The 25,327-nt window shown below is 58.3% G+C and carries 27 protein-coding genes; 14 read left to right on the forward strand and 13 right to left on the reverse strand.

Features of this window, described 5'->3' with window-relative positions; all coding sequences use genetic code 11:
• Positions 1-16: 16 nt before the first annotated feature.
• On the reverse strand, positions 17-754 hold the full coding sequence (locus tag MDG893_RS13720; protein WP_007154402.1) for a response regulator: 738 nt from the start codon (positions 752-754) through the stop codon (positions 17-19).
• 312 nt (positions 755-1,066) lie between these two features.
• Here MDG893_RS13720 and MDG893_RS13725 point away from each other — a divergent pair, with 312 nt between their 5' ends.
• Together MDG893_RS13725 and MDG893_RS13730 are read left to right on the forward strand one after the other, a co-directional pair.
• Positions 1,067-1,831 (forward strand): GNAT family N-acetyltransferase, encoded by a 765-nt coding sequence (locus tag MDG893_RS13725; RefSeq protein ID WP_007154403.1) that lies wholly within the window; start codon positions 1,067-1,069, stop codon positions 1,829-1,831.
• 34 nt (positions 1,832-1,865) lie between these two features.
• A complete protein-coding gene (locus tag MDG893_RS13730) occupies positions 1,866-2,672 on the forward strand; it encodes a lysophospholipid acyltransferase family protein (RefSeq protein ID WP_007154404.1) in 807 nt (268 codons plus the stop codon).
• 1 nt (position 2,673) lies between these two features.
• Here the strand turns inward: MDG893_RS13730 and MDG893_RS13735 are convergent, their stop codons facing one another.
• The 4 genes from MDG893_RS13735 to MDG893_RS13750 all read right to left on the reverse strand — a co-directional run bounded on the left by MDG893_RS13735 (position 2,674) and on the right by MDG893_RS13750 (position 7,103).
• Entirely contained in the window at positions 2,674-3,132 is a 459-nt protein-coding gene (locus tag MDG893_RS13735) for an FKBP-type peptidyl-prolyl cis-trans isomerase (protein WP_007154405.1), read from the reverse strand.
• Positions 3,132-5,342: an acetyl-CoA hydrolase/transferase C-terminal domain-containing protein gene (locus MDG893_RS13740; RefSeq protein ID WP_040474624.1), complete on the reverse strand. Its 2,211-nt coding sequence runs from the start codon at positions 5,340-5,342 to the stop codon at positions 3,132-3,134. Before MDG893_RS13740 ends, MDG893_RS13735 begins: the two co-directional genes overlap by 1 nt.
• A gap of 159 nt (positions 5,343-5,501) precedes the next feature.
• The gene (locus MDG893_RS13745; RefSeq protein WP_007154407.1) at positions 5,502-5,816 is read right to left on the reverse strand and encodes a hypothetical protein; all 315 of its coding nucleotides are present in this window, start codon (positions 5,814-5,816) and stop codon (positions 5,502-5,504) included.
• A gap of 249 nt (positions 5,817-6,065) precedes the next feature.
• Positions 6,066-7,103, reverse strand: coding sequence for an NADP(H)-dependent aldo-keto reductase (locus tag MDG893_RS13750; RefSeq protein ID WP_007154408.1), 1,038 nt, complete (start codon positions 7,101-7,103; stop codon positions 6,066-6,068).
• A 90-nt stretch (positions 7,104-7,193) separates the two neighbouring features.
• Between MDG893_RS13750 and MDG893_RS13755 the strand changes: the two genes are divergently transcribed.
• On the forward strand, positions 7,194-8,441 hold the full coding sequence (locus MDG893_RS13755) for a glycosyltransferase family 4 protein (RefSeq protein WP_007154409.1): 1,248 nt from the start codon (positions 7,194-7,196) through the stop codon (positions 8,439-8,441).
• On the forward strand, positions 8,407-8,982 hold the full coding sequence (locus tag MDG893_RS13760) for a phosphatase PAP2 family protein (protein WP_007154410.1): 576 nt from the start codon (positions 8,407-8,409) through the stop codon (positions 8,980-8,982). The genes MDG893_RS13755 and MDG893_RS13760 overlap by 35 nt, the downstream gene beginning before the upstream one ends.
• Here the strand turns inward: MDG893_RS13760 and dinB are convergent.
• Entirely contained in the window at positions 8,957-10,021 is a 1,065-nt protein-coding gene (dinB, locus tag MDG893_RS13765) for a DNA polymerase IV (protein WP_007154411.1), read from the reverse strand. The genes MDG893_RS13760 and dinB overlap by 26 nt on opposite strands.
• Before the next feature lie 124 nt (positions 10,022-10,145).
• Here dinB and MDG893_RS13770 point away from each other — a divergent pair, with 124 nt between their 5' ends.
• From MDG893_RS13770 to minE, 5 genes are all read left to right on the forward strand, one after another.
• Complete coding sequence (locus MDG893_RS13770; protein WP_007154412.1) at positions 10,146-10,427, forward strand: DUF1244 domain-containing protein; 282 nt, start codon at positions 10,146-10,148, stop codon at positions 10,425-10,427.
• On the forward strand, positions 10,424-10,813 hold the full coding sequence (locus MDG893_RS13775; protein ID WP_007154413.1) for a HopJ type III effector protein: 390 nt from the start codon (positions 10,424-10,426) through the stop codon (positions 10,811-10,813). The genes MDG893_RS13770 and MDG893_RS13775 overlap by 4 nt, the downstream gene beginning before the upstream one ends.
• Entirely contained in the window at positions 10,810-11,580 is a 771-nt protein-coding gene (gene minC / locus MDG893_RS13780; RefSeq protein ID WP_007154414.1) for a septum site-determining protein MinC, read from the forward strand. The genes MDG893_RS13775 and minC overlap by 4 nt, the downstream gene beginning before the upstream one ends.
• Before the next feature lie 65 nt (positions 11,581-11,645).
• Positions 11,646-12,458 carry a septum site-determining protein MinD gene (gene minD, locus MDG893_RS13785; RefSeq protein WP_007154415.1) on the forward strand — a complete coding sequence of 271 codons (813 nt, stop codon included), beginning with the start codon at positions 11,646-11,648 and terminating at the stop codon, positions 12,456-12,458.
• A 3-nt stretch (positions 12,459-12,461) separates the two neighbouring features.
• Positions 12,462-12,716, forward strand: a complete 255-nt coding sequence (gene minE, locus MDG893_RS13790) for a cell division topological specificity factor MinE (RefSeq protein WP_007154416.1) — start codon at positions 12,462-12,464, stop codon at positions 12,714-12,716.
• An 8-nt stretch (positions 12,717-12,724) separates the two neighbouring features.
• Here minE and MDG893_RS13795 read toward each other — a convergent pair whose 3' ends face one another.
• Entirely contained in the window at positions 12,725-13,738 is a 1,014-nt protein-coding gene (locus MDG893_RS13795; protein ID WP_007154417.1) for a DUF2804 domain-containing protein, read from the reverse strand.
• A gap of 131 nt (positions 13,739-13,869) precedes the next feature.
• Here MDG893_RS13795 and MDG893_RS13800 point away from each other — a divergent pair, with 131 nt between their 5' ends.
• Genes MDG893_RS13800 through MDG893_RS13810 form a run of 3 tightly spaced genes read left to right on the forward strand, consistent with a single transcriptional unit; the run spans position 13,870 to position 16,575 of the window.
• Entirely contained in the window at positions 13,870-14,619 is a 750-nt protein-coding gene (locus tag MDG893_RS13800; RefSeq protein ID WP_007154418.1) for an START domain-containing protein, read from the forward strand.
• Positions 14,620-14,677: 58 nt separating this feature from the next.
• Complete coding sequence (locus tag MDG893_RS13805) at positions 14,678-15,169, forward strand: CBS domain-containing protein (protein WP_007154419.1); 492 nt, start codon at positions 14,678-14,680, stop codon at positions 15,167-15,169.
• Between the two features lie 20 nt (positions 15,170-15,189).
• A complete protein-coding gene (locus MDG893_RS13810; protein ID WP_040474619.1) occupies positions 15,190-16,575 on the forward strand; it encodes a PhoH family protein in 1,386 nt (461 codons plus the stop codon).
• Positions 16,576-16,643: 68 nt separating this feature from the next.
• Here the strand turns inward: MDG893_RS13810 and MDG893_RS13815 are convergent, their stop codons facing one another.
• Genes MDG893_RS13815 through MDG893_RS13825 form a run of 3 tightly spaced genes read right to left on the reverse strand, consistent with a single transcriptional unit; the run spans position 16,644 to position 19,590 of the window.
• Positions 16,644-18,170, reverse strand: coding sequence for a tripartite tricarboxylate transporter permease (locus tag MDG893_RS13815; RefSeq protein WP_007154421.1), 1,527 nt, complete (start codon positions 18,168-18,170; stop codon positions 16,644-16,646).
• A complete protein-coding gene (locus tag MDG893_RS13820) occupies positions 18,170-18,616 on the reverse strand; it encodes a tripartite tricarboxylate transporter TctB family protein (protein WP_007154422.1) in 447 nt (148 codons plus the stop codon). Before MDG893_RS13820 ends, MDG893_RS13815 begins: the two co-directional genes overlap by 1 nt.
• Positions 18,613-19,590, reverse strand: a complete 978-nt coding sequence (locus MDG893_RS13825; protein WP_040474620.1) for a Bug family tripartite tricarboxylate transporter substrate binding protein — start codon at positions 19,588-19,590, stop codon at positions 18,613-18,615. The genes MDG893_RS13820 and MDG893_RS13825 overlap by 4 nt, the downstream gene beginning before the upstream one ends.
• A 266-nt stretch (positions 19,591-19,856) precedes the next feature.
• Here MDG893_RS13825 and MDG893_RS13830 point away from each other — a divergent pair, with 266 nt between their 5' ends.
• Together MDG893_RS13830 and MDG893_RS13835 are read left to right on the forward strand one after the other, a co-directional pair.
• Positions 19,857-21,449: an ATP-binding protein gene (locus tag MDG893_RS13830; protein WP_007154424.1), complete on the forward strand. Its 1,593-nt coding sequence runs from the start codon at positions 19,857-19,859 to the stop codon at positions 21,447-21,449.
• The gene (locus tag MDG893_RS13835) at positions 21,446-22,126 is read left to right on the forward strand and encodes a response regulator (RefSeq protein ID WP_007154425.1); all 681 of its coding nucleotides are present in this window, start codon (positions 21,446-21,448) and stop codon (positions 22,124-22,126) included. Before MDG893_RS13830 ends, MDG893_RS13835 begins: the two co-directional genes overlap by 4 nt.
• Positions 22,127-22,142: 16 nt before the next feature.
• Here the strand turns inward: MDG893_RS13835 and MDG893_RS13840 are convergent, their stop codons facing one another.
• The 3 genes from MDG893_RS13840 to MDG893_RS21360 are packed head-to-tail and all read right to left on the reverse strand — an operon-like array spanning position 22,143 to position 25,305.
• Complete coding sequence (locus MDG893_RS13840) at positions 22,143-23,495, reverse strand: sigma-54-dependent transcriptional regulator (protein WP_007154426.1); 1,353 nt, start codon at positions 23,493-23,495, stop codon at positions 22,143-22,145.
• Positions 23,492-24,154 (reverse strand): sensor histidine kinase, encoded by a 663-nt coding sequence (locus MDG893_RS21355; protein ID WP_007154427.1) that lies wholly within the window; start codon positions 24,152-24,154, stop codon positions 23,492-23,494. Before MDG893_RS21355 ends, MDG893_RS13840 begins: the two co-directional genes overlap by 4 nt.
• A gap of 32 nt (positions 24,155-24,186) precedes the next feature.
• Positions 24,187-25,305 carry a cache domain-containing protein gene (locus MDG893_RS21360; protein ID WP_007154428.1) on the reverse strand — a complete coding sequence of 373 codons (1,119 nt, stop codon included), beginning with the start codon at positions 25,303-25,305 and terminating at the stop codon, positions 24,187-24,189.
• Positions 25,306-25,327: the final 22 nt, after the last annotated feature.

A 25,327-nucleotide genomic window follows, 5' to 3' on the forward strand; every position in this document is an offset into this window, starting at 1 on the left:
GCCAGAGACTGAACAGTCAGGCTTCCTTTACGAACAGGTAGCCTTTGCTGCGTACGGTTTTAATGCGCCTCGGGTGGATGGGATCGTCGCCGATTTTGGGACGTATCCTTGAAACCCGGACATCGATCGAACGGTCCTGGCCGTCGTATTCGATCCCTCTCAGGGCGGTGAAGATTTCCTCCCGACTGAGCACTCGGCCGGCATTGCTTGCCAATAGCCAGAGCAGGTCGAATTCAGCGCTGGTGAGATCGATACTGTCGTCGCTCAACCATGCTTCACGCATGGACCTGTCCACCACCAGGTTGTTGAACTGCAGTCTGACCGGTTCTTCACCGCTACCCTCTTCCGCAGCTACCGAACCATTCTCGGTAACCCGCCTCAGCAAGGCGCGGATTCTCGCCAGCAGCACCCTTGGCTGAACCGGTTTGCCGATGTAATCGTCGGCACCCATTTCCAGGCCGAGCACCTGGTCCAGATCGTCCGTGCGGGCGGTAAGCATGATAATCGGGCCCGGATAAAAAGGCCGCGCACGCCTGCAGATGGACAGTCCATCCTCACCCGGCAACATCAGGTCAAGGACGACCAGATCCGGCTGCTCCTTGCGGATGCGCTCCACCGCGTTCCCACCGTGAGTTTCGAGGGCGACAGTCAACCCGTTACTCTCCAGGTATTCCCTGGTCAGCTCTGCCAGCCTCTCATCATCTTCGACTATAAGAATCCGCCAACTTTCGTTCGTCTGTTCCACGCCATCCATCTCTGATTTTGTTTTTCCGGTTTCTGAAACGTCCGGCCAACGTCACCCCACATGACCGGAACAGAGCTGACTGTCAGAAGATCAGCTACCCAACTGACAATACAGGCTACCTCCTGTAACAGCAATTATACATGCTATTCAGAAATATACATGGAACCACCTGTTCGTTACAGCCCGTGACAAAGGTCACAGTGCCACACCCCAATGCCACACAAGAAACGGGACTTGTCACAAAGTCGTCATCCCTCGTTCATTCCGATGTCACACCGGATTCATAGCCTTGTCGAAAAGTGGAAACAAAGAGGCATTGCCATGAACGCCCAGACTGCCCGCCTGTCACGCTCGGCCCGACGGCTCAAAACCGTCATTACCCAACAGCCGGATCTCGTTGAAGCCGCCCAGAAACTGCGCTATCAGGTTTTCTCGGAAGAGTATGGTTCTGATCTTGGCGCTACCGTCCCTGGCATTGATGCAGACGAGTTTGACCAATTCTGCGATCACTTGATTGTCACCGATGAGAGCACCGGTGAACTGGTGGCCACAACACGAGTGCTTCACCACAGTCAGGCCGTTGAAGCCGGAGGCTTCTATTCCGAGGGTGAGTTCGAGCTGTCGTCTCTTTATCAACTTCCCGGCACCGTGGCCGAGCTCGGGAGAACCTGCGTGCACCCGGACTATCGTAACGGTGCGACCATCAGCCTGTTGTGGGCGTCCGTTGCGGAATACCTGGTATCGCGAAACGTGGACTACCTGATCGGCTGCGCCAGTATCGGTATGTCAGATGGCGGCCTGAAAGCCTGGCGCATAGCTCGTTACCTGCAGCGGGAATTCCTGGCCGGCGAAGAATACCGGGTAACCCCGTTACGGGCACTGCCGCACCTGACCCACGCCGTCAGCGAAGATCGCCCGGTGGACGTTCCCGCACTGATCAAGGCCTATATGCGCCTCGGCGCCCGCGTCTGCGGGGAGCCCTGCTGGGACCCGGAATTTCGCTGCGCTGACCTGCTGGTGGTTCTGGACGTCAATAATCTGGCCAGCCGGTACAGCCGCCACTTCATGCGCAAACAGGCCCAGTAAGCGGCCGCCCCATCTGGCAACCCGAGGATTGGCTATGGAACTGATACGCCTGACCACGAGACTGACGCTCTTTGCCGGCTTCCTGGGCCTGACAGCAACGCTTGCCGGCACCCTGCTACTGGTTGAGACCCTGTTCCGCTGCCGAATCGACCGCGCGCCCTTCGCCCGCATCTGCTTTAACGGGGCCAGTCGATGCCTTGGCTTTCGCATGTCCACGCAAGGTGCCTTCAGCGAAAGGCCCGTGCTTTATGTAAGCAACCACATCTCCTGGTCGGACATTCCCGTACTTGGCGGACAGGTGCCCCTGAGCTTCCTGTCCAAAGCGGAAGTAGGGAGCTGGCCGGTGATCGGTTGGCTGGCCACACAGGCGGGCACGCTGTTTATTCAGCGCGGCAGCGGCAAAGCCGGCCAGGCCCGCCAAGAAATCACCAGCACTCTTCTGAACGGGCAGTCGGTGCTGGTATTTCCCGAAGGCACCACCACAGCCGGAGTGACCGTCCTGCCCTTCCATAGCCGACTGCTTCACGCCGCGGCGGATGCAGGCGTGGACATACAGCCTCTGAGCATCGGTTACCTGAGAAACGGCCACCCCGACCATTTGGCGCCGTTTATTGGCGACGATGAGTTTCAGCATCACTTGATTCGCATGCTTCGCCAGCCGGCGGTCGAGGTCGGTGTTATCGCCCACCCGGTGGTGACTATCGACAACGGCACGGACCTGGCCGAGGTAACGCGGGATTTGCGGCAGACAGTACACGACGGGCTACGGCAGATTCAGGCGGGGCGCCTTTCAGACCAGCCATCAGACGGGCCGACAGCGGTTGTCGGCCCGGAGCTGTAACTCAGCTCAGCGGATGGCCAGCGTTGATTTCCTCTTCCGTGGCTTCGCGCTTGCCGATGATCTCCAGATCAAAGTACAGGGTAAAACCCGCCAGCGGATGATTGGCGTCCACCCGCACCAGGTTGCCATCAATACTCACCACCTGTACCACCTGGGCCGTGTCGCCGGTGTTGGTTTGAAACTTCATCCCTACCTGCAGGTTCTCCACGCCCTCGAACATGGAGCGGGGTACTTTGCGGATCAGCTCCGGATTATGCTCTCCGTACGCCATGGCCGGCGGTACGGTCACTTCCAGGCAATCGCCGACATTACGGTCTTTCACCGCTTTCTGAATACCTTCGATGATTTCCGGGCTGCCCTCCAGGAAATGAAGCGGCTCGCTGCCCTCGGAGGTGTCAACCAGCTCACCGAGCTTGTTCTTGAGGACATAGTGGACGGTTAGTACAGCAGGCTTTTGCATCAGGCGTTTGTGTTTCCTGTATTCGGGGGTGTATCAGTCAGATTCAGGCCATGGATAACCAGGCGCCGGTCCAGTCTCGCTTTCAGGCTCCGGGGCTTATCCAGGCTCATGCGCTCCAGCAACGGCTGGTAGCGATTTTCGTCATCGCTTGCCTTGGCGGCATGCCATAAGGTCAACAGTTTACCACGACGAGTCGCCGTTGCGGCCTTCAGGGTTTGTAAAGCCTTGCCCAGCCGGAGCTCTTCATCGGTAAAGTCCCGCCCGAACGGGAATGCCGGAAACATCTCCGTATCTCCGGTAATCTTTACGGCCTCTTCAACCGCCTCTGGCGTGTTGTTGCACCAATGCTCAGGCAGACGGAACGACGCATCCACTTTTCCCGCTTTCTGGGCCTGCTTCAGCAAGTCGGCCTGAAAACGGGAATCTGCAATGCGGATCAGTTGCAGGTATACCTGTTCGTCGGACTGGCCCCGCAGATCCGCTATACCGTACTCGGTGATGACAATGTCGCGAAGATGACGGGGAATGGTGCAGTGCCCGTAACTGAAGACAAGGTTGGACAGTGTTTCCTCACCGGACTTACGGGTGCTGCGCAGGGTCAGGATGGACCTCGCGCCCGGCAGTTCGTGGGCCATGGCCACAAAATTGTACTGGCCGCCAACACCGCTCACCACACGGCCATCTTCCAGCCCGTCGGACACGGCCGCGCCGCTGAGCGTATGCATCATTGCCGAGTTGATAAACCGGCCATGTACTCTCTGTGCCGCCTTCAGACGTTGGTTGCCGAACGCATGGTCATACAAGTGGTTGATGTAGTTAACGCTGGTCATGCAGATGCGTTGGCGGTCGTGCGGTGACAAGTCCCGCAACCGCTGATAGAAGGCTTCGGGGCCGACGAAGAAGCCACCATGCACCACAATCCCTCCAGTCAGTGACTGCCCCAGAGCTAACGACTCAATGGCGCTTCTCGCCTCCTCATTGTCCAGATCCGGGTCCAGGGATTGCTCGCCCACACGCAACCGCCCGCCCTTGAACTCGACCTCCGGGTTCAGGATGCCGTAACGACACAGCCACTGCACGTCCCTGGCCCGTAACGGCGAATCAATCAACTGCTCCCGCCGCAGGACATCGAGGGTGCCCAGAGAGACACTTTGGGCAAGTTCGCCCCGGTTTATCAACGTTTGCAGTCCGGCATGATCAAACACTTCGCGAGTCAGGACACCCGCCTCCATGAGGTAAATAAAACCATCCACCATCATTTCACTACAGCCGTAGAGTCCCGCCTCGAAGACCTCCGTGCCACCGTACTCGGAAACCACCGGGAAGCGTTCTGCCACCTTCAGGTGATCGAACACCTGCTTCCAGTGCTCGTTATGGCGATGCCGGAGAATGGCACTGTGAACCAGCGCCGCTCCCAGTGAGCCAATCCCAACCTGCAGCGTTCCGCCATCCCGGAGCAACGCACTGGCATAGAACCCGATGAGGTGATCCTCGGGGCTGACCGCCATTTGCGGTGCCGAGAACAGAGGGTAGTCGGAGGCGGCGTGCTCCAGGACGATGTCAAACTGGCCGGTCTCGACGGCGGCGTCATTGCCGAGAAATGGTAAATGGCTGTTGGTCTCTGCCACCAACGCCACGGGGGTTCCGGCCGCCTCCCGCGCACGCAACAGGGGCAACAGATCCAGGCTCAGATCCGGGTTGCAGCTGAGGCTGACGTAGCCTTCCTGATCCGGCTCGGTCGCCGGAGCTACCATCTGGCCGACGACGTTAACACCCAGCGCCATAAGATCGCGCACTGCGTGGGTGTAATTGGTGCAGACATAGTTGCGCTGCTGGTCCTTGTTATTCAGGAAGGACCCGGCCTTGAAGAAAAATTCGGATACCCGAACGTTCGCGGGCAAACGCTGACCAATCACGTCCCGTGCGTAGTCAAGCTCCGGAATCCGCCCGTACAGGCGCTCGGCGAACGGGCCCATGAAACGCTTTTCCAGCGATGAACTGCCACCGGGCGCGGTCAGGGATAGTGCGGTGACAATATGGAGTTCTATGGACGGATCGTCCTTGGCACGCTGGTAGAGAGCGTTGGCAAAACGTATGGGTTTACCAAGCCCCAATGGCAGGCCCAGTGTGATGCGCTTACCCACCCGGCGAATCAGCTCGTCCACACAGGCGCTGCTGTCTGCGAGCGTTACCGGTTGTTCCTCCACCATCGCGGCCATCGTGTTACTCCCTTAGTTGCCGTCAGAATGCTTACCGATACGGATAATCACATGTGCCATTATGACTGGCAATGCGCGGAGGCAGATAAAGGGTGGTGCGAATTCGTGAAAGGTCAGTCAGGGTTCAGGGGGAGGAGGAGACGATGGGGCTCAGAAATTCCAGCGGAGGTTGAGGCAGGCGCCCTCTTCAAGCAATGCAATACCGTGGTCCGGCTTGGCACGATCAGACGCGTAGGACTTCTTTCCCGAATCTGAGTCGCTGAGACTGAGGCTCAGAAGGCGCGAACCAATGGTGGCATACATGTCGGACTCTTCACGCTCGAAGTCGCCCGACATCTCTTCCTGAAGCTGATACACGTTCTCGGCCGGGACTTCATCTGCAAACACACGCTCGCTCGCTTCGGCGCGAACGACGAAGGCGATCATGTTGAGTGCAAGAAGTGCGACGAAGATACGGATAATCATAATAATTCTGGCGACCTGTAATCGAAGCGGAATTCTACTGTCATGTAATGCTTAAGTCTAATGATTAAAGGCCAGAAAGATGTGATTTTGCACACAAAAGCGCCGCTTTTTTGTCACGGGAGCACCGCATTTTTGTCAAGAAAACAGCAATCTTTGTTGCAGTTTGTAAGCACCCCACTCTGCCGCCAGTAACGGTCAGAGTGGTTGCTTCACGATGGGCGTTGTTAATAAACCGTAATCCACGCAGGACTATGGGCAGGGGTAAGTGTACACCTGGTTAAGGTTCTCTATCGCCTCAAGCACCTCTTCGCTCAGGGACACCGACGCTGACCCCAGGTTCTCACGAAGCTGCTCAAGCGTCGTGGCCCCGATAATGTTGCTGGTAACGAAATCACGGCTGGTCACGTACGCCAGCGCCATCTGTACCGGTGACAGCCCGTGGCTGGCTGCCAGGTCTACGTAGGCTCGGGTCGCCTCGGCACCACGACCGCTGGTGTAACGGGTGAAGCGCTCAAACAAGGTCATCCTGGCGCCTTCCGGGCGCTTGCCATCGAGATATTTGCCAGAGAGCATGCCGAAGGCCAGCGGGGAGTACGCGAGCAGACCAACCTGTTCACGGCAGGCAATTTCCGCCATTCCCACCTCAAAGGTGCGGTTGAGCAGGTTATAGGGGTTCTGCACGCTGACCACCCTGGGCCAGTCATGCTCCCGGGCCAGCCTGAGGTATTCGCTCGTTCCCCAAGGGGTTTCGTTGGAAATGCCTACGTGGCGGACTTTGCCTTCCTTGACCAGCTCCGCCAGGGTGCCCAGTGTCTCTTCAATGGGGGTAGCCTGCTCGTCCACACGATGCTGATATCCCAGCTTGCCGAAGAAATTGGCGTTACGATCCGGCCAGTGCACCTGATAGAGGTCGATATAATCGGTCTTGAGCCGGCGCAGGCTGTCTTCACAGGCCTGACGAATATGGTCCCGGGTCAGGCGTGGGCCATCCCGGAGGTAATCCAGTCCATTGCCCGGCCCCGCCACTTTGGAGGCAATCACCAGATGGTCGCGACGGCCCCGCTTCGCCAGCCAGTTGCCCAGATAGCTTTCCGTGAGGCCCTGAGTTTCAGCCCGCGGCGGCACCGGGTACATCTCCGCGGCATCAATGAAATTAATGCCCTCGGAGGTGGCCAGGTCCAGCTGTTCAAACGCTTGCTGTTCGGTATTTTGCTCGCCCCAGGTCATGGTGCCCAGGCAAATCTCGCTTACATCAATGTCGGTCCTGCCGAGCTTGCGGGTTTTCATGCGTACTCCCGAATCTGATTGGTGAAAAAGGTAAAGGGATTGTCATGGGATTGTCCCGGAACTGTCATGCCAGGTTTCCATAGTGGAGGCATGAAAGAGGAAACCACAGGTAACACCGCGATGAGAGTCACCCAGGCTTCAGGGCGCAAGCATCACATTACCATTGTTTCGGAGACCTTTCCTCCGGAAATCAATGGCGTGGCGAACACCCTCAGGCACCTATGCCTGGGTCTGATGCAACGTGGCCACAAGGTTACGGTCATTCGCCCACGCCAGCGCCATGAATCAAAAGGACGATTCGAAGGTGCCGGGGAACGCCTGTTTTCCGACGAGCAAGTGGTGACCGGCCTGCCGCTACCGGGTTACAGTGACTTGAGGTTCGGAATGACCCGGCCGGGCTTCCTGGCCTCACTCTGGAAGCATCAACGCCCGGATGCCGTTTACGTTGCCACCCAGGGCCCCCTCGGCGTAGCGGCTGTTGCGGCCGCCAGACGAGCCGGCATCCCGGTCAGTTCCGGCTTTCACACCAACTTCCATGCCTACAGTCGCTACTATGGTGCTGGGTTCCTGGAAAAACTGTTGTGCAGCTACGGGCGCTGGTTTCACAACAGGACGGCCATAACCCTGGTCCCCACCCGGAAAATCGCACAGACCACCCATGACATGGGCATTCACCCGACATCGGTCTGGAGTCGCGGCGTTGACTGTACCCGTTTTTCGCCCCACAAACGGGACCCGACTCTCCGGCAGCAATGGGGGCTGCAAACCAACGACCGCGCGGTACTGTATGTTGGTCGCCTCGCTCCGGAAAAAAACCTTCAGATGGCGGTGTCATGCTTTGAACGTATCCGCGGGTTGCACCCCTGCGCGAAATTCATACTGGTGGGTGATGGGCCGATGCGCAAGCGCCTGGCCGAACGCCATCCAGACTACATTTTTGCCGGAACCCGCCGTGGTGAAGATCTAGCCCGGCACTATGCCTCCGGTGACATTTTCCTGTTCCCCAGCAAAACCGACACCTTCGGCAACGTGGTTACTGAAGCCATGGCCAGCGGCCTGGCGGTGGTGGCTTTTGACGATGCCGCCGCCAGTGAACATATCCGCCACGAAGACAACGGCATGAAGGCTCAGCTCAACAACGACGAAGGCTTTGTCGACCATGCCCTGCGCCTGGCTGACCAGCCAACCCTGATGAACAGAATACGGGCACAGGCACGCCTGGACGCACTGGACCTGAATTGGGCCGCACAGGTTGAGCAGTTCGAACACCTGATACTGAACCAGCCACTGAGGAACAGCTACCATGCCCTCCACAAGCAAGGCATCTCGCTTCTTTAATGTGGTGGATCAGAGGGAATTTGCCCTCTGCCAGTCCATCAATCGGTCCCTGCGGTTTCGACCGGTGCAGGGGTACTTCAAGGTTGTCAGCCGGCTGGGTGATGGTTGGCTATGGTATCTGGTCATTCTGTCGATGCCCGTGCTTATGCCTCAGACCGGGCTCGCCATCGCGCTGCTGATGGTGGCCACCGGCCTGACCTGCACCATCACCTACAAGCTGCTGAAGCGTTGGCTGATCCGCGAACGCCCGTTTATATCGTTTCCGTCGATCAATTGCGGCACTCCGCCCCTGGATCGCTACAGCTTTCCGTCCGGCCACACCTTACACGCAGTCTGCTTCAATACAGTGCTCGCCATGACGGCGCCTGAGATGGCCTGGCTGTTACTACCTTTCACCTTGAGTGTGGCCGCTTCCCGGGTCGTGCTCGGACTTCATTACCCCAGCGACGTGGCGGCAGGCGCCTTGATTGGCGGCGTCTTAGGCCTGGCTTCGGTTAACGGATTTTACGACCTGTTTATTCAAATAGCCGCAGTTGCATAACCGGCGACTCATCATTGCGGAAGCGCACGCCCAGCCCCAGTAGGCGCACCGGGCGCCCCGTATCGGTCACCAGCTCATCCAGCAGTGGCTGATAATCTTCCAGCTCAGGCTCCTGAATCCGGTCACGCACGCGCTCCAGGGTGTGGGTGGAAAAGTCGCTGTAACGAATCTTGATAAACAGTTTGTGAATGGGCTTTCGGCCGGCCTTGCGGCTGAGCCGGAGGTTCAGGTCGGCCACCAGCGAGGCCATCACCGATTCGCAGGCGCGCTTGTCTGGAAGGTCCTGGGAAAAGGTCCGCTCCACGCTTACGGACTTGGCAATGCGCGACACCACCACACCTCGGTCATCACGGCCGAACGCCATTTCCCGCAGCCGGTAGCCCTGTTTACCGAATTTCTCCGGCAGGGCTTCAGCGGGTAGCGCCTGAATGTCGCCACAGGTGGCAATGCCCATCGCATGAAGTTTGCCAGCGGTCACTTGCCCCACGCCAAAAAGCTTTTCGACCTTCAGGTCCTGAACGAACCCCTCGACATCTTCCGGGCGGATCACGAACAGACCGTCTGGCTTTTTCCAGTCACTGGCAATCTTCGCCAGGAACTTGTTGGGAGCCACGCCGGCGGAAATGGTGATACCCACCTCGTCTTTCACTCGCTTGCGCAGGTACTGCGCCATCAACGTGGCACTACCCTTATGCTCGGTCACCTCGCTGACATCCAGGAAGGCTTCGTCCAGCGACAGCGGCTCCACCAGATCGGTCAGCTCCCTCAGGATGGCCATCACCTGTTTTGACACCGCCCGGTAGCGGGCCATGTCCGGCGGCACGGTCACCAGGCCGGGGCACAGGCGCCGGGCTTCGCCGCCGGGCATGGCGGACCGCACGCCAAAGGCCCTCGCTTTATAGTTGCAGGTGGTAACCACTCCACGGCCACCTTCGCCACCCACTGCCAGCGGAACCTCCCTTAATGAGGGATCGTCCCGCATTTCCACGGCGGCGTAGAAGCAGTCGCAATCTACATGGATAATCTTGCGCTGGGCCATGACTCTTCAATCAAGTAAATTATCTGTACATATGTACAGCCTTGTATCTTACGGTAACATGCTGAGAATGTCAGGAGCTCCGAGTAGCAACTCCCAACGACGACAGAGACAGGTGTGAGCAATCATGACAAACCCGATCCCAGAACAATCGCAGACGGAAATCGAAGCCGCCGCGTTTCGAAAGCTGGTCAACCATCTGCGCGAGCACACCGAGGTCCAGAATATTGACCTGATGAACCTTGCAGGGTTCTGTCGCAATTGCCTCTCCAAATGGTATCGCGCCGAGGCCGCCGAAAGAGGCTTCGAGCTGTCTGACCCGGACGCTCGGGAGATCATCTACGGCATGCCTTACGAGGAGTGGAAAACCCGCTATCAGCAAGGGCCCAAACAGGACCACAAGGCATGAACGTCAATGACGCGGTTCGTATCCACCTGGCATCGGTTGAGGCCGGTCATGGCGACTTTGACGACACCCTGGCACTGATTGATCGATTCTTCGATTATCAGCCCACCGGGTTTCACAACGGACCGCTGTACAATGGCACCGGCGAGAATGCCGGTTCATGCCGGGTATTTTCCCTGGCCCAATACTGCAACCTGACCGAATCCGACACTTTGCGTCTGTTTGCCCAGCACTACCAGCAGGTGCTGGACGAACCGGCAGGTGAAAGCCATAGAAATATCCGCCAGTTCATGGGCACCGGCTGGTCCGGTATCCGCTTTGACGGCCCGGCGCTTCGCAAGCGCCCGGGCACCACTCAGGACGACACCACGGAAGAGACCCATCCATGAGCGAGACCGCCGTATCCGGGGTAAAGCAGTGCTTCCAACTGAAGAGTGCGAACGTTTCCATGACCGCACTGGAGCTGTATTTTTTTGACAATGACGACTTCGAAAGCACGCTCAGAGACAAAATCAGCCAGGCACCCGGATTCTTCAAGGACATCCCCCTGATCATCAGCCTGGAAAAGTATGAGGGGCTGAGCAGCGAACTGGATTTTTTCAAGATCATCGGCGCCTGCCGCCGCCACAATATCCATGTCATCGGTGTACGCGGTGGCAACGATGATCAGCGCCGCCTGGCCCGCGGTGCGTCATTGGCGCTACTTCCCGGTGGCAACCAGCGCGACCGGGACATCGATACCGCGCCGGCCACGGAATCGGCCGCCACTGAACCGACCGGGAACCCGACGCCCGCCAGGGTCGAAAACCCGGGTGAACCAGCGCCCGCAAAAATCATCAACCAGCCGGTCCGTTCCGGCCAGCAGGTTTACGCGCCCGACGGCGACCTGATCATCCTTGCGCCGGTTCAGGCCGGTGCCGAAGTGCTTGCGGCCGGCAATGTCCATGTTTATGGTCCGTTGCGCGGGCGGGCCCTCGCGGGCATTCACGGTGCGGAACATGCACGGGTATTCTGCCAGTCTCTTGAAGCAGAGCTTGTGTCCATCGCCGGACACTATAAAATCTCCGAAGATCTTCAGGACAACGGCTGGAAAACCGCCGTACAGATCCAGCTCAGGGACGATCTGCTGGTGGTAACGCCACTGGAGAAGGCCTGAAAAGAACGTAACGACCCGCACAAGCGGGAAGAACGACGAATCCACCGCAAAACAGGAATGCAACCTTGGCTAGAATCATTGTCGTTACCTCAGGAAAAGGTGGCGTAGGTAAAACCACAACCAGCGCCTCTATCAGCACCGGCCTGGCGAAGCGGGGCCACAAAACCGTGGTGATCGATTTCGACGTGGGCCTGCGCAACCTGGATCTCATCATGAACTGCGAACGCAGGGTGGTGTACGACTTCGTGAATGTGATCCAGGGCGAAGCCACTCTCAACCAGGCTCTGATCCGGGACAAGCGGGTCGACACCCTGTATATCCTGCCGGCGTCCCAGACCCGGGAAAAGGAAGCCCTGACCAAGGATGGCGTTGAGAAGGTGATCAACGAACTGTCCGATCGGTTTGACTACATTGTCTGTGATTCTCCCGCCGGCATTGAGCATGGCGCCCTGATGGCACTCTACTACGCCGACGAGGCGGTGGTTGTGACCAACCCGGAGGTGTCCTCGGTGCGGGATTCAGACCGTATTCTCGGCATCCTGCAGAGCAAGTCCCGAAGAGCCGAGATGGGGCAGGATCCGGTCAAGGAACACCTGCTGCTATCCCGCTACAACCCGGATCGGGTGGAAAAGGGCGAAATGCTTTCCGTGGCCGATGTGGAGGAAATTCTCGCCATACCCCTGCTGGGCGTGATTCCGGAGTCCCAGGTGGTACTGAATGCCTCTAACCAGGGCGTTCCAGTCATTCTTGAGGAAGACAGCGATGCCGGGCAGGCCTATGATGATGCCGTGGCCCGCCTTCTGGGAGAGGAGCGAGAACATCGCTTCATGACGTCCCAGAAAAAGGGTTTCTTCTCACGGATGTTCAAGGGGGGCTGACGGATGAGTTTCCTGGATTATTTCAAGAGCAAGAAAAACAACCGGTCCGCCAGCGTTGCCAAGGAACGCCTACAGATCATTGTTGCCCACGAACGGGGCCAGCGCGACCAGCCTGACTACCTGCCAGAATTGCAGAAAGAGCTGCTTGCGGTCATCCGCAAGTACGTTCAGATCAGCGATGACCAGGTCCAGGTGGAAGTTGACCGCAACGACAGCTGTTCGGTACTGGAACTGAACGTTACCCTGCCGGAACACTGACCGCACCACTACCAGCGTGCGAAGTGATCCTCCATCAATCCCCGTAGGCCGTCTACGGGGATTGAGTTGCCCGCCTCATCGTGCACTGTGCCAGAGAAGGTACCGATGTACTGGCGGAAATTGGAGGCGATCAGCCACGCATTGAGTCGCTCCCGCCGAACCCCCGATGGCTCAAACCGGAGATCGACCCTGCCATCGTCCGTGGTGAGATGCCAGGGTGCGGATTCATCGTAGCGATCAAACACGAAACGGGCCTGCCCGAGCTTGATACAGCGACCTTCCAGCCAGAGCGCATTTTCCGTCATACCGGTTTCATTCACGCCCGCCGCCAGATTGATACCAACGGCACGGCCGTCCGCCAGCACCCCTGCCAGGCTCGCCCAGTTCCAGGCGGTTTCGCGCCTCATAAAACCGCAACTCCAATCAACGGCTGCGCGCGACAGGGGGTCGCATTGCCAGTTCTGTCCCTGCCACCGAATGTCTCCGGACACCGGCAGACCCGCTGATTTACGGGTAAACACCCAACCGCTGTAACCGGCTGGGCACACCAGGCGCAGAGGATGGTTGTCCGCGCCGATAGTCAGGGCTATCCGGAGGTCACCCGGCCCCGAAACCGACACACCACGCGAGTGGCCGTCCGATGTAATGCGAACCCTTGTTTTCCCTTTGCGAAACTCCGTCACCCCGGTTTCCGGCCTGGGTTCAATGTGGGTCCCCATCGCCAATGGCTGCATCAGGGACTGCTCCAGCATCTGTCCGGTCTTGAAATCGTAAAGATAAAAAAACGCCGTACTAACCAGTTTCAGATCCACTACCGCGAGCCCGAACACCCATCCCGGCGCCATCGCACTGATGAACTGAAACTGGTTAAAACGGGCTTTACGGGCCAGGGCCGAGCGCGGTTTGTCCATCACCGTACGGAGGTCAAAATCGCGGTAGTTGATGACATCCACTGGTGTGTCCAATGCGCCGTAGGGAATCCGTCCCCGGTCATCGATCAGTCGCTTGTTCGTTTTTTTCATCGTCAATTCGGGCCAAATGTTAACGTCAGTAATTCAGTCAGTTACCCAGTTCACAAACCCCCGATCGTAGCAGGCTCGCACCAGATCAGTCGTGGTAGACTCGCCCGACCATGTTCAAGGAAGTGTACCTCATGCAAAACCTGAGAGCCCGTGGCAACCAACGCCTGGCCAATGGACGCGTCAACTGGCTTGCAGCCACCACGGTTTTCCTGCTGACCTCAGGTTTGGCCTTCGCCGGGCTGCCGGCCGAAGACTCGGAGAACTGGAGCCTTCGCAAAGAAACCGATCATATAAGGGTCTATACCATTGACCAGCCAAACTCCAGCTTCCAGGCCTTCAAGGCCGTGGCGGTGCTCGACGTACCGATCGAGAACCTGATGGCGGTCATGATCAACCCCAAGTCCTGCGTTCAGTGGGTTCACAACTGCTCGGAATCCTATGCCTTCGGCTCGGGTGACTTTGATGAGCGCTACGCCTACTCGGTCAACGATATGCCCTGGCCGGTCACCGATCGGGATTACGTCCTGCGCATCCGCACCCGAGGCCAGCAGGCCGACGGCGAGATTGTCATGGACCTCAATGCCATTCCCGATCAACGGGAGGAAGAAGATGACTACATCCGTGTCGACAAGTCCGACACCCTTTACCGCTTTATTCCCGAAGACGACCAGACCCGAATGATCTGGGTTCAGCACACCGAGCCAAACGGTTCAATTCCCGGCTGGCTGGTCAATACTCTGCTCGTGGACATTCCTATCCGTTCCATGGAGCAGTTGGAACGGGTCGCCCAGTGGGACCGTTATCAAAACTACGAGCTAATCTATAACTCGCAGGGCCAACTGAAAGATGTGGTTCCCAAAGCTGAATCAGGGGATGACTAGAACATCAGTAACAGCTAAGCTCTTTTACAAAGGACCTGCTAACGGAGCCGATTCGTCAATGACCGTTCTCGCCTACGAGATCATGACCCCGAGCATCAAGGCCGTACCCCAATCCTGGACGATGGACCGTCTGGCCAGGTTCCTCACCGACAACGAAATCACCGGCAGCCCCGTTACCGACGAAACGGGCGAGATCGTCGGCATTGCCACGCTGAAGGACATCACCGAATTCCGCTGGAACGCCAGCCGTTCCGAATCCGATGCCCGCATGACCCCGGAAGAAGAACAGGAAGCCCGTCGCCTGCGCATGGCCATTTTTGAGGAAATGGGCAAGGTGCCGGTGGAAGTGCGTGACATCATGACCCCTATCGTTTTATCGGTTGACGAGCAAACGCCGGTGCGCGACATTGCCGATATTATGATGCGTGAACACCTGCACCGGATTTTCATCACCAAGGACGACAAGATCACCGGTATTGTGACCACGTATGACATGCTCAAACTGATCTCCGACCAGGAGCTCACCAACCGCTGTGCCGGGAACGGCTGACCAGAGAGGTATCACACCCTATGCCAAGAGCATCGCAGGCTCGCAGAAAGATGTATGTCCTCGACACCAACGTCCTCATCCACGACCCGAACGCCCTCCTGAACTTTGAAGAACACGACGTCATCATCCCGATGACGGTCCTCGAAGAACTCGACAGTCTCAAATCCGGTAAACAGGCCGTTGCCGCCGACTGCCGTCAGGCCATCCGCAACATCGACAAGTTGCTGGGTGACGCAAGCCCCGGAGAAATCGAGAAAGGCGTTCCCATCGTGCGCGGCAAGAAGGCAGAACCGCTCGGCGCGTTATCGATACTGATGAGCACGGACTACCAGGGCAACCATGGCCTGCCCGAGCACCTGAACGACAACAAGATCATCAATACCCTGGCGGCCCTGCAAACCCGCCACAAGTCGCGGGACATCATCCTTGTCAGCAAGGACATCAACATGCGACTGAAGGCCCGGGGCTTCGGCGTGGAGGCCCAGGACTACCACAACGACATGCTGCTGGACGATATCGACCTGCTGCCGAAAGGGTACAAAGAGTTCCCGAACTCGTTCTGGGACACGATCGAGAAAGTCGAAACCATTCAGCGGGAGGGTATTACCGAACACATCCTTCGTCGTGAAGGCGACCTGGCCAAGCTGACCATCAACGAGTTCGTGATTGATGAACAGGGGTTTGTCGGCAAGGTGTCTGATGTCGGCGAAGACAAGATAGTCATTCGGGATCTGCACCAGCACGACCTGATGCACGAGGAAGTCTGGGGCCTGGTGCCACGGGATATTTACCAGGCCATTGCCCTGAACCTGCTGCTGGACCCGGATATCCACCTGGTGAACCTGACCGGTTCCGCCGGCTCTGGCAAAACCATCCTGGCCCTGGCGGCCTGCATTGAAATGACGGTTGCCAGCAAGCTGTACAAACGCATCATTGCCACCCGCAGCACCCAGGGCCTGGACGAAGACATTGGCTTCCTCCCCGGCACCGAGGCGGAGAAAATGGAGCCCTGGCTGGGCGCCATCGTGGACAACCTCGAAGCTCTTCACGAAGACGATGAGAACATGACCGCCAGCGTGGACTACATCCTCAGCAAGGTGCCGCTTCATTTCAAGTCGATGAACTACATTCGTGGCCGCAGCTTCCAGCACAGCCTGATCATCATTGATGAGTCCCAGAATCTCACGCCACACCAGATCAAGACCATCATCACCCGTGCCGGCAACGGCTCCAAGGTGATCTGCCTGGGCAACCTGGCCCAGATCGACACCCCCTATCTTAGTGCCCTGAGTTCAGGCCTGACCTATATGACCGAGCGCTTCAAGAGCTTCAGCCATGGTGGACACATTCACCTGCAGGGCGTCCCGCGCTCTGTTCTGGCGGAGTACGCGGAAGCGAACCTCTAACCCGCACACAAAAAAGCCGCACCGGTCATCCGGTGCGGCAAAGCGTAGGTTAGCAACCGGGAACCGGCTCAGTCGCTGGTCGGGCTTTCCTTCATGGCCGCATTCATGCGGCGACGCAGCACCGGACCCACCACATAAGGCAACACCAGGCTCAGAGCGGCAACCAGCCAGAAGCTCTTGGCCAGGGTGCTTTCCCACAGAATGCTCCAGTCGCCGTCTGACAACACCAGGGCATGCCCCAGGTTCTTCTCCATCTCCGGTCCGAGCAATAGCCCGAGAATAATCGGCACCACCGGAATTTCCAGTTTGCGCAGGAAATAACCCGCCACGCCAAACGCCACCATGAAATACAGGTCGAAGGCGCTGTTGCTGATGGAATAGATGCCCACAAACGCAACCATGGTCACAATCGGCAGCAGGTACATGGGAGGCACCGACAGCAGGCGCACAAAGAAGCCGACCAGCGGTATGTTGAGAACCAGCAGAAGCACGTTGCCAATCAGCAGAGCGGCAATCACACCCCAGACAATATCCGCGTTCTGGGTAAACATCAGCGGGCCTGGCGTGATGTTCAATGAAATCAGCATCGCCAACAGCACCGCAGTGGTACCGCTACCAGGCACCCCCAGGGTCAACATGGGTACAAGCGCGCCCGATGAGGCACCATTGTTGCCCGCCTCAGGTGCCACCACACCCCGGATATCGCCCTCGCCGAACCTGCCCTTCTTTCCGATCACGCTCTTTTCGAGGGTGTAACTGATAAAACTGCCCAGGGACGCACCGGCGCCCGGCAGCACGCCGGAAATAAATCCAAGCACGCCGCCACGCAACTGAGTGGGAACCGTGGAGACCAACTCCTTGAAGGTCAGCGTCAGCTTGCCCACGTTCATCTTCTTGCGTCCGCCACCCATGCGCGACTCAACGAAGAACAACAACTCCGAAATGGCGAACAGACCAACAATTGCGAGGATGAAATCGATCCCCTCGTACAACTCCAGCACACCGAAGGTGTAGCGCTGGGTGCCGGTGGAAATATCGATGCCCACGGTGGAGATCATGATCCCCAGAGTAGCGGCGATGACCGTCTTCATCGGGTTCTTGCCGGTAATACCACCCAGGGTGGCGAAGGCCAGCAGGAACAGCGCGAAATACTCCGCCGGGCCGAAACTCAAGGCAAACCTTGCCAGCACCGGGGCAAGCATGATTAGCCCTATGGTGCCGATCAGCCCACCCGCAAAGGACGCAATGGCCGAGATCGCCAGTGCATCCGCAGCCCGTCCCTTTTGGGCCATGGGGTAGCCATCCAGGCAGGTCATCATCGCCGGTTCGTCACCAGGAATGTTGAGCAGGATGGAGGAAATACGACCGCCATACATCGCACCTGCGTAAACCGACGTCAGCAGGATCATCGCGGTTTCCGGCGGCAAGCCAAGGGTGAACGCCAACGGGATGAGAATCGCCACACCGTTTGCCGGCCCCAGGCCGGGCAAACAACCAATCAGGGTGCCCACAAAAGCGCCGAAGAGCGCAAACATCAGGTTGTACGGCGTCAGGGCGACCGCAAAGCCGTCCATCAGAAAACCGAGCGTTTCCATCAGTTCACCTCCAGGATGCCGGCAGGCAAACTCAACGCCAGGCCATAGTTGAACAGGACGAACACCACCACGGCGCTGATCAGGCCTGTTAAAAAGGCATTCCTGGCGGGCGCGCCCATGCGCCAGCTAAGGGTGCCAACCGCCAGGGTTGTCGAGATGACAAACCCCAGGGGCTCGAGCAGCATCGCGTAGACCACCAGCACGACCAGCGACACCACCAGCTCCAATGCGGACCGACCCAGCGGCCACTGGGCGTCGGGGTCCGGCTTGACCATGAGATAGATGCTGCCAGCGACCAGAACCACAGCAAGGATGGTAGGAAATGTTTCCGGCCCAACGGTTTCAGCGCCGCCAAACGGCTCGGGCCACTGCTGTGCAACCCAGCCGTAGGCCACTGCCAGAACCAACAGGCCCAGGCCAAGAAGTCGATCACCCAGGCCTGTCATTTCAGCAGTCCTATTTCGCGGGACAGGTTCTCGATGTCCTGTACCTGTTGTTTGACAAAGCTGTCGAACTCATCTGCAGGCGGGTGGAACGGAATGAGGCCATTGGCCTTCATCACCTTTTTCCACTGCTCACTGGCATACAGGGTATCGACAGCCTCAACCCAAAACGCCTTGGACTCACTGGAAGCGCCCTGGGGCATGTAAAAACCGCGCCAGTTCGGGCCAACGGCATCAACGCCCTGCTCTTTTGCGGTCGGAATATCGGCAAATTCACCCGGCAGTCGTTCGTCAGCCAGCACGGCCAGAACGCGAAGGTCGCCCGACGACAGGAAGCCGGTGACTTCGGAAATATCACCGGTGAAGGCGTCGACCTGGCCGCCGACCACCTGGGTCATGGCCTCACCGCCGTTGTTGTAAGAAAGGTACGGAATGGCGGGCAGTTTATCGGCGCCGGCAGCCTTCGCGGTGATCAGGACCTTCAGGTGATCCCAGCCTCCACGGGCACTGCCACCGGCGAACTTGACCGATTTCGGGTTCTGTTTGATGGCATCGAGCAGTTGATTCAGGTTCTCATACTGCGAGTCCTTGCCTACGGCAATGACGCCGTAATCCGCGCCCAGTGCGCCGACCCAGGTCACCATATCGGCGTCCAGCCCGGGGAACTGTTTCTGGGCGAGACGGGTGGTGGTTGCCGTTGATGCGGCAACGATCAGCTTGTCATCTTCCGCACGTTTGCTGACCGTGTGAGCATAGGCAACGCCGCCGCCAGCACCTGCCATGTTGATGGTCTGCACAGTGCCCTCAACCAGGCCAAGGTCCCGCATCACATTACCAGCGCTGCGACAGGTAAAGTCCCAGCCGCCACCCGGGTCTGACGGGGCGATGCATTCCACTTTTCCGGAGGGTTGCCATGCCATGGCATTAAGGCTGAAAGCCGCTGCCGCGATAAACGACAAGCTTCGTTTGAGAGTCATGATTGTCACCTCTGTCTTGTTTTTGTGATCGCTTCCAGGGTACGGGCCCAGGTTCAGGGCCAACGTGAAGCGCTACATAACAGAGGTTAAAGATTCACCAATGGGGCCAGAAGTTTGTGCGCGTAATGCCTTTAAAGAAACTAAAGGACGTTTCGTTCATAAAATTCACGGGCAATCATAAAGCGGGTGTTTTAACCTGACCCCATAACGACAACAAACCAATCATTGCTGACAACGTGTTCCGAAAAACCAAACTGAAAACCCGAATGATCCTCACGCTCGGATTCGTCAGCGCCGTACAGACGATTCTCATTGGCGTGTTTGCCGGCTATTACCTCAGCGACTCCCTGTTCGATGAGATCGGACAACGGGCGCTGATGGTATCGAAGACCGTCGCGGCAGCTCCCTCGGTGATCGAGGGCGTGCGCCAGCGTGATATTGAGGGACTGAACCGGCTGGCAAGCCGACTGACCCGCACCAACGAGGCTTTGTTCATTGTGATTGGTGACCACCAGGGCATGCGCCTGGCGCATCCCTCTGCTGATCGCATCGGGCATTCCATGGCCGACGACGATGGCGACCAGGGCCGGCGTGCCCTGGTTGAGGGCAAGGCCTATGTGGCAAGGGCCGCAGGCAGCCTAGGCGAATCCATGCGTGGCAAGGCACCCGTGATCGAGCCGGAGACCGGCGAGATTATCGGAATTGTCTCCGTGGGATACGGGGTCGATCAGGTGGATGCCACCATCAAGCGCTACAGCTTCGTACTGTATACCGTGGTTGGCCTGACCCTGCTGGTCAGCATACTCATCGCCATGGTGATCGCCAGCCGGTTCAAGCGCGCCATATTCGGCCTGGAACCCGAGGAAATCGCACGCCTGTTCCAGGAGCGGGACGCCACCTTACAGTCCGTCAGGGAAGGCATCATCGCCGTCAACCGCGACGGTGTGATCACGACCTTCAACCGCACGGCCCTGGAAACCCTTGGCATTGATCCCGACACGCCACTTTCCGGTCGCCCCATTCTTGACGTTCTTCCCGAAAGTGACCTGCTGTCGGTACTCGAGTCCGGCACGCCGGACTTTGATCGGGAGGTCTGGCTGCGCAACCGACAGATGATTGTCAACCGCCTGCCCGTCCGCCAGGGCGCGGAGATTACCGGTGTTGTGGCCAGTTTCAGGCTGAAGGACGAGGTGGATCAGGTCAGTCGGCAACTGACTCGCATACAACAATACGCAGATACCTTGCGAAGCCAGACTCACGAATACTCGAACAAGCTCCATACCATCGCAGGACTGATCCAGATTGAAGCCTATGACGACGCGCTGAATCTGATCGGCAGCGAAGTCAGTGATCATCAGGCGCTGATTCACCTGCTTCTGGAGGCCGTTCCCGATCCCGTTATCGCCGGTTGCCTTATGGGCAAGTACAACCGCGCCCGGGAGATGGGGCTGGGCCTACAGATTGATGCCGAAAGCCGCATGGTGGACATACCCGCCGACATGCCGCGGGATCAGCTGGTGAGTGTCCTCGGCAACCTCATCGACAATGCCCTCGAGGCCACCCGCCATCAAACCGGCGAAGGAGGACGGGTTCAGCTATCCATGACAGACTTGGGGCATGAACTGATCTTTGAAGTGGAAGACCAGGGGCCCGGTATCCCCGAAGACTCTCAACAGAAGATCTTCGAGAAAGGCGTGACCACCAAGCAAGGCGCTGAAGAACACGGTTATGGCCTGCACCTGGTGCGTCAGTTCCTGAATCGCTGGGGGGGATCCATCATGGTGGAGAACCTACCGGGTGTGGGCTCGCGATTCACCCTTTACCTTCCGAAAACCAGTCAGGGGAGTGACCGTCATTGAATACCCTTCGAATCCTGATTGTTGAGGACGACCGGCAGATCGCCGAAATCCAGCGGCGGTTTGTCGAGCGACTCCAGAACGTGGAGCTTTGCGGCATTGCCCACAGCCTGGGGGATGCCCGCGACCTTATTGACGTTATGGCGCCACATCTGATCCTGCTGGATATCTATTTTCCCGATGGCAATGGGCTGGATCTGCTGCGCGAACTCCGGGCACGGGATAGCAGCAGTGACGTAATTCTTATCACCGCTGCCAAGGAAGTGGAACCGCTCAAAAGCGCCCTGCGCGGCGGCGTCTTCGACTACATTCTCAAGCCCCTGGTTTTCGAACGCCTTGAGGAAGCCGTCAACCGTTACCGGGACCACTTGCGGCAACTGTCCGGCCTAGTGCAAATCGCCCAGAAAGAAGTCGATGCCCTCCTGCCCAGAGGGTCAAGCGAAGCCGGTCAGCCCGTGCACACAGACAGGCTGCCCAAGGGCATCGATAGCATCACGCTGGATAAAATTCGCGAGGTGGTTTCATCCGGCCAATGGAGCGCCGAGGAAGTCGGCCATGCCATGGGGGCATCCCGGACCACGGCACGGCGCTATCTTGAGTTTCTCGTGGGCCGGGGGGAGCTGACCGCGGAAGTCACCTACGGCAGCGTTGGACGGCCGGAAAGGCGGTATCACGCCTGACGCAACGCCTTCAGGCTCAATCCCGGAACTGCGCTTTGTCCAGCCCGTACTTCTTCATCTTGTCATACAGCGTCTTGCGGGCAATGCCTAGCTGGACCATGGTGTCCTTGATGCTGCCATGACAGGCATTGAGCGCGCTGACGACCGCTGACCGTTCAAAGTCGTCCATCATCTCGGACAGCGTCTGGCGCCCGGACACATTGGTGGTGACGGAGGAGTCGTTTTCGTCCAATGCGACCGGCCCCAGCAAAACGTAGCGTTCGGCCAGGTTTCTCAGCTCCCGCACGTTCCCCGGCCAGCTATGCTGCATCAGACGCGCGGCCTGGCTGGCGTCCAGGGGTATGCTCTCGCGGTCGTAGCGGGCGGCCGCAATCAGCACGAAATGGTGGAACAGCACGGGAATGTCATCCTTGCGCTCGCGCAGTGGCGGAATATCCAGCTTCACCACGTTCAGCCGATAGTACAGGTCGGCCCGGAACTCGCCCTCGTCGCTGAGCTGCTTCAGGTCGGCCTTGGTGGCAGCGATGATGCGGACATCCACATCCTGTACCTGGTTGCTGCCCAGGCGCTCAACACGTTGTTCTTCCAGCACTCTCAGCAACTTGACCTGCAGGGCCATGGGCATGCTTTCCAGTTCATCCAGAAACAGGGTGCCCTTGTGAGCGTACTCGATTTTACCGATGCGGCGTTTGTCCGCACCGGTAAAGGCACCCGCTTCGTGGCCGAAAAGCTCGCTCTCGATCAGGTTTTCGGGCACCGCGCCACAGTTGATGGCAACGAAATTGTGGGAGCTTCGGGGGCTGTTCTCATGGATATAGCGGGCCAAGGCATCCTTCCCCGAACCGGTTTCGCCGTGCAACAGGATATTGGCGGAGATATCCAGTACCGGATCGATGGTTGCCATCACTTTCTGCATACCGGCTGAATCCCCCAGAATCCTGGGGCCAGGCCGGGCCAGGTGCTTCAGTTGGGCTTTCAGCCGCCGGTTTTCCAGTGCCAGGTGACGTTTTTCCAGGGCGTGGCGAAGCAGCTCCAGGAGTTCATCGTGATCAAAAGGCTTTTCGATAAAATCGTAGGCGCCTTGCTGCATAGCGGTGACGGCCGTGCTGATATCGCCCTGCCCGGTCAGGATAATCACCGGGATGGTGTCATCCTTGGCGCGAATCCTGTCGAGCATTTCCAGGCCATCCATCCCCGGCATGTTGTAGTCACATAGCACCACGCCCTCGTAGTCCTGCGTAATGTTTTCAAGGCCAGATCGTGCATCCTCGAAACAGGCAACGGATAGATCTTCTAACGTAAGGGTCTGCGCGATGGCCTTGCGGATATGCGGGTCATCGTCCACAAAAATTACCGACGCCTCTGTCATTCAGTGGCCTCCCGCTTTCTGAGTGCTAAAACAAACTCCGCGCCCGGTCCGTCGCTCCGGTTACGCCCCGTCAGACTGCCGCCAAGCGCATCCACGATCTGCCGGGATATTGAAAGGCCCAGCCCCAGCCCCTGCTTCACCGATTTGGTGGTGAAAAAAGGTTCGAAGATCCGCTCCGTACTGCCCGGCAGGCCCGAACCATTATCCCGCACAAGGCAATACCAATGCCCGTCATCTTCTTCCACATCAATGGTGATCTCCGGCTGCTCTCTGCCTTCGACGGCCTGAATGGCGTTTGCCACCAGGTTCACCATAACCTGTTCGATCCGGATCAGATCTCCATGGCACTGCACTGGTTGTTCCGGGCGGTGCCATTGAATGGAGATATCGGATCGGCTCTCCTGCGCCGCCATTATCTTCAGGGCGCCGTCGACCGATTGTCGCAAATCAACCAGTGCCGGTGGCCCTTCCGATTTTCGGGCGAACACCTTGAACTGACGGGTAAGCTCCGCCATTTTGTCACACAGGGTGATGATCTCCGAAAGGTTGGCATCCACCATCTCCGTCGTTCCCTTCTCGAGGAACCGGCGGCTGTTGCGGGCATAGGTCTGAATCGCCGTCAGTGGCTGATTGATTTCATGATTCAGGCCCGCAGACATCTGGCCAAGCACCGCCAGCTTGGCCGCCTGGATTAACTCGTGCTGGGTTTCACGGAGTTCATCGCGGGTTTTCTCCCGCTCGCGGATTTCATCCAGAAGTTGCTGGTTGGAGCGCTCAAGCTCCGCCGTTCTGCTGGCAACACTGCGCTCGAGCTGCTCTCCCCGGTAAGCCAATTCCGCCTCCCGGCGGTAGCGCTCGCGCAAATACAACGACGCGAGCAACCGACCACGAAGATCGCCACGCCCACCGCTGCAAACCCGAGCCGACTCCACACAACAGAGCGGGTACTGACCATGACTTGCAGTGTCCAGTCCAGGCGTGGCAGGGGTGTTCGCACCCTGAGATATTCGCGGCTCTCTCCATCGTTGTGAATACGCATGGTCCCTGCCCTGTCGGAAAGCCCCCAGGGTGACCCCAGGCTGTCGAAATCAATCGGTGAAAGCTCACGATCTGGGTAGCGCTGGCGGGATAGCTCACTGGGAGCGCCGGCTTTTTCACCGGTAAAGTTCCGGTACAGCCACTCGCTCTTGCTGGACAGGAAACTGATGCCAGCGTCGTCCAACACCACCATTTCCGAATCCTTCAGTGAGGCGGGGCGCCGCCACTGGGATTCCAGTTCATGCACCAGAACTTTCATGGCGATAACACCCAGAATCTCGCCGCTGTCACCGCGGACAGGATGGGAGAAATACAGTCCGCGGACATCAGAGGTGGTGCCCAGGGCAAAATAAATGGCGGAATCCCCGCTTGCCATGGCGTCCTGAAAATAGGGTCTGAAATCAAAATTTCGGCCCACGAAGCTGTCCCTGCGCAGATAGTTGTTGGCCGCGATCGTGGTTCCGGAGGCGTCCATAAGATAGACATCCGAGCTGCCGACGATGGTCGCCATACGCTGCATCTGGTCGTTAGCCCGCAAAAGTGTCCCTGGGTCACCCGGTGATGCCAGGGCTTCGGCCAACAGCGGATGCTCGGCCATCAACTCGGGGATGGGCACGTACCGGTTGAGCTCATTGGCCACAAGCTGACGATAGCGAAACGACTCTTCCACACTCTCCTGTTCAACCTGCCGGTAACCGTACCAGCCACCCAACATCCATGAGCAGGCCAGAGTCACCAGAAAAACAAGAAACGCGATAATGCGGTAGGACATACACTCCGGTTCCTGAAAAATC

It is taken from the genome of Marinobacter algicola DG893 (genome assembly GCF_000170835.1).
Classification (GTDB): Bacteria; Pseudomonadota; Gammaproteobacteria; order Pseudomonadales; family Oleiphilaceae; genus Marinobacter; species Marinobacter algicola.

Bases quoted from the DNA above. Each gene is read 5' to 3' on its own strand.
- MDG893_RS13775 (WP_007154413.1), top strand. From the start codon at position 10,424: ATGAACGTCAATGACGCGGTTCGTATCCACCTGGCATCGGTTGAGGCC.
- dinB (WP_007154411.1), bottom strand. From the start codon at position 10,021: ATGGCCCAGCGCAAGATTATCCATGTAGATTGCGACTGCTTCTACGCC.
- MDG893_RS21355 (WP_007154427.1), bottom strand. From the start codon at position 24,154: ATGTCTGCGGGCCTGAATCATGAAATCAATCAGCCACTGACGGCGATT.
- MDG893_RS13740 (WP_040474624.1), bottom strand. From the start codon at position 5,342: ATGGTGGAGGAACAACCGGTAACGCTCGCAGACAGCAGCGCCTGTGTG.
- MDG893_RS13825 (WP_040474620.1), bottom strand. From the start codon at position 19,590: ATGACTCTCAAACGAAGCTTGTCGTTTATCGCGGCAGCGGCTTTCAGC.
- MDG893_RS13745 (WP_007154407.1), bottom strand. From the start codon at position 5,816: ATGATTATCCGTATCTTCGTCGCACTTCTTGCACTCAACATGATCGCC.
- minC (WP_007154414.1), top strand. From the start codon at position 10,810: ATGAGCGAGACCGCCGTATCCGGGGTAAAGCAGTGCTTCCAACTGAAG.
- MDG893_RS13750 (WP_007154408.1), bottom strand. From the start codon at position 7,103: ATGAAAACCCGCAAGCTCGGCAGGACCGACATTGATGTAAGCGAGATT.
- MDG893_RS13840 (WP_007154426.1), bottom strand. From the start codon at position 23,495: ATGACAGAGGCGTCGGTAATTTTTGTGGACGATGACCCGCATATCCGC.
- MDG893_RS13720 (WP_007154402.1), bottom strand. From the start codon at position 754: ATGGATGGCGTGGAACAGACGAACGAAAGTTGGCGGATTCTTATAGTC.
- MDG893_RS13760 (WP_007154410.1), top strand. From the start codon at position 8,407: ATGCCCTCCACAAGCAAGGCATCTCGCTTCTTTAATGTGGTGGATCAG.
- MDG893_RS13795 (WP_007154417.1), bottom strand. From the start codon at position 13,738: ATGAAAAAAACGAACAAGCGACTGATCGATGACCGGGGACGGATTCCC.
- MDG893_RS13815 (WP_007154421.1), bottom strand. From the start codon at position 18,170: ATGGAAACGCTCGGTTTTCTGATGGACGGCTTTGCGGTCGCCCTGACG.
- MDG893_RS13755 (WP_007154409.1), top strand. From the start codon at position 7,194: ATGAAAGAGGAAACCACAGGTAACACCGCGATGAGAGTCACCCAGGCT.
- MDG893_RS13730 (WP_007154404.1), top strand. From the start codon at position 1,866: ATGGAACTGATACGCCTGACCACGAGACTGACGCTCTTTGCCGGCTTC.
- MDG893_RS13805 (WP_007154419.1), top strand. From the start codon at position 14,678: ATGACCGTTCTCGCCTACGAGATCATGACCCCGAGCATCAAGGCCGTA.
- MDG893_RS21360 (WP_007154428.1), bottom strand. From the start codon at position 25,305: ATGTCCTACCGCATTATCGCGTTTCTTGTTTTTCTGGTGACTCTGGCC.
- MDG893_RS13820 (WP_007154422.1), bottom strand. From the start codon at position 18,616: ATGACAGGCCTGGGTGATCGACTTCTTGGCCTGGGCCTGTTGGTTCTG.
- MDG893_RS13735 (WP_007154405.1), bottom strand. From the start codon at position 3,132: ATGCAAAAGCCTGCTGTACTAACCGTCCACTATGTCCTCAAGAACAAG.
- MDG893_RS13725 (WP_007154403.1), top strand. From the start codon at position 1,067: ATGAACGCCCAGACTGCCCGCCTGTCACGCTCGGCCCGACGGCTCAAA.
- minE (WP_007154416.1), top strand. From the start codon at position 12,462: ATGAGTTTCCTGGATTATTTCAAGAGCAAGAAAAACAACCGGTCCGCC.
- MDG893_RS13800 (WP_007154418.1), top strand. From the start codon at position 13,870: ATGCAAAACCTGAGAGCCCGTGGCAACCAACGCCTGGCCAATGGACGC.
- MDG893_RS13770 (WP_007154412.1), top strand. From the start codon at position 10,146: ATGACAAACCCGATCCCAGAACAATCGCAGACGGAAATCGAAGCCGCC.
- MDG893_RS13830 (WP_007154424.1), top strand. From the start codon at position 19,857: ATGATCCTCACGCTCGGATTCGTCAGCGCCGTACAGACGATTCTCATT.
- MDG893_RS13810 (WP_040474619.1), top strand. From the start codon at position 15,190: ATGCCAAGAGCATCGCAGGCTCGCAGAAAGATGTATGTCCTCGACACC.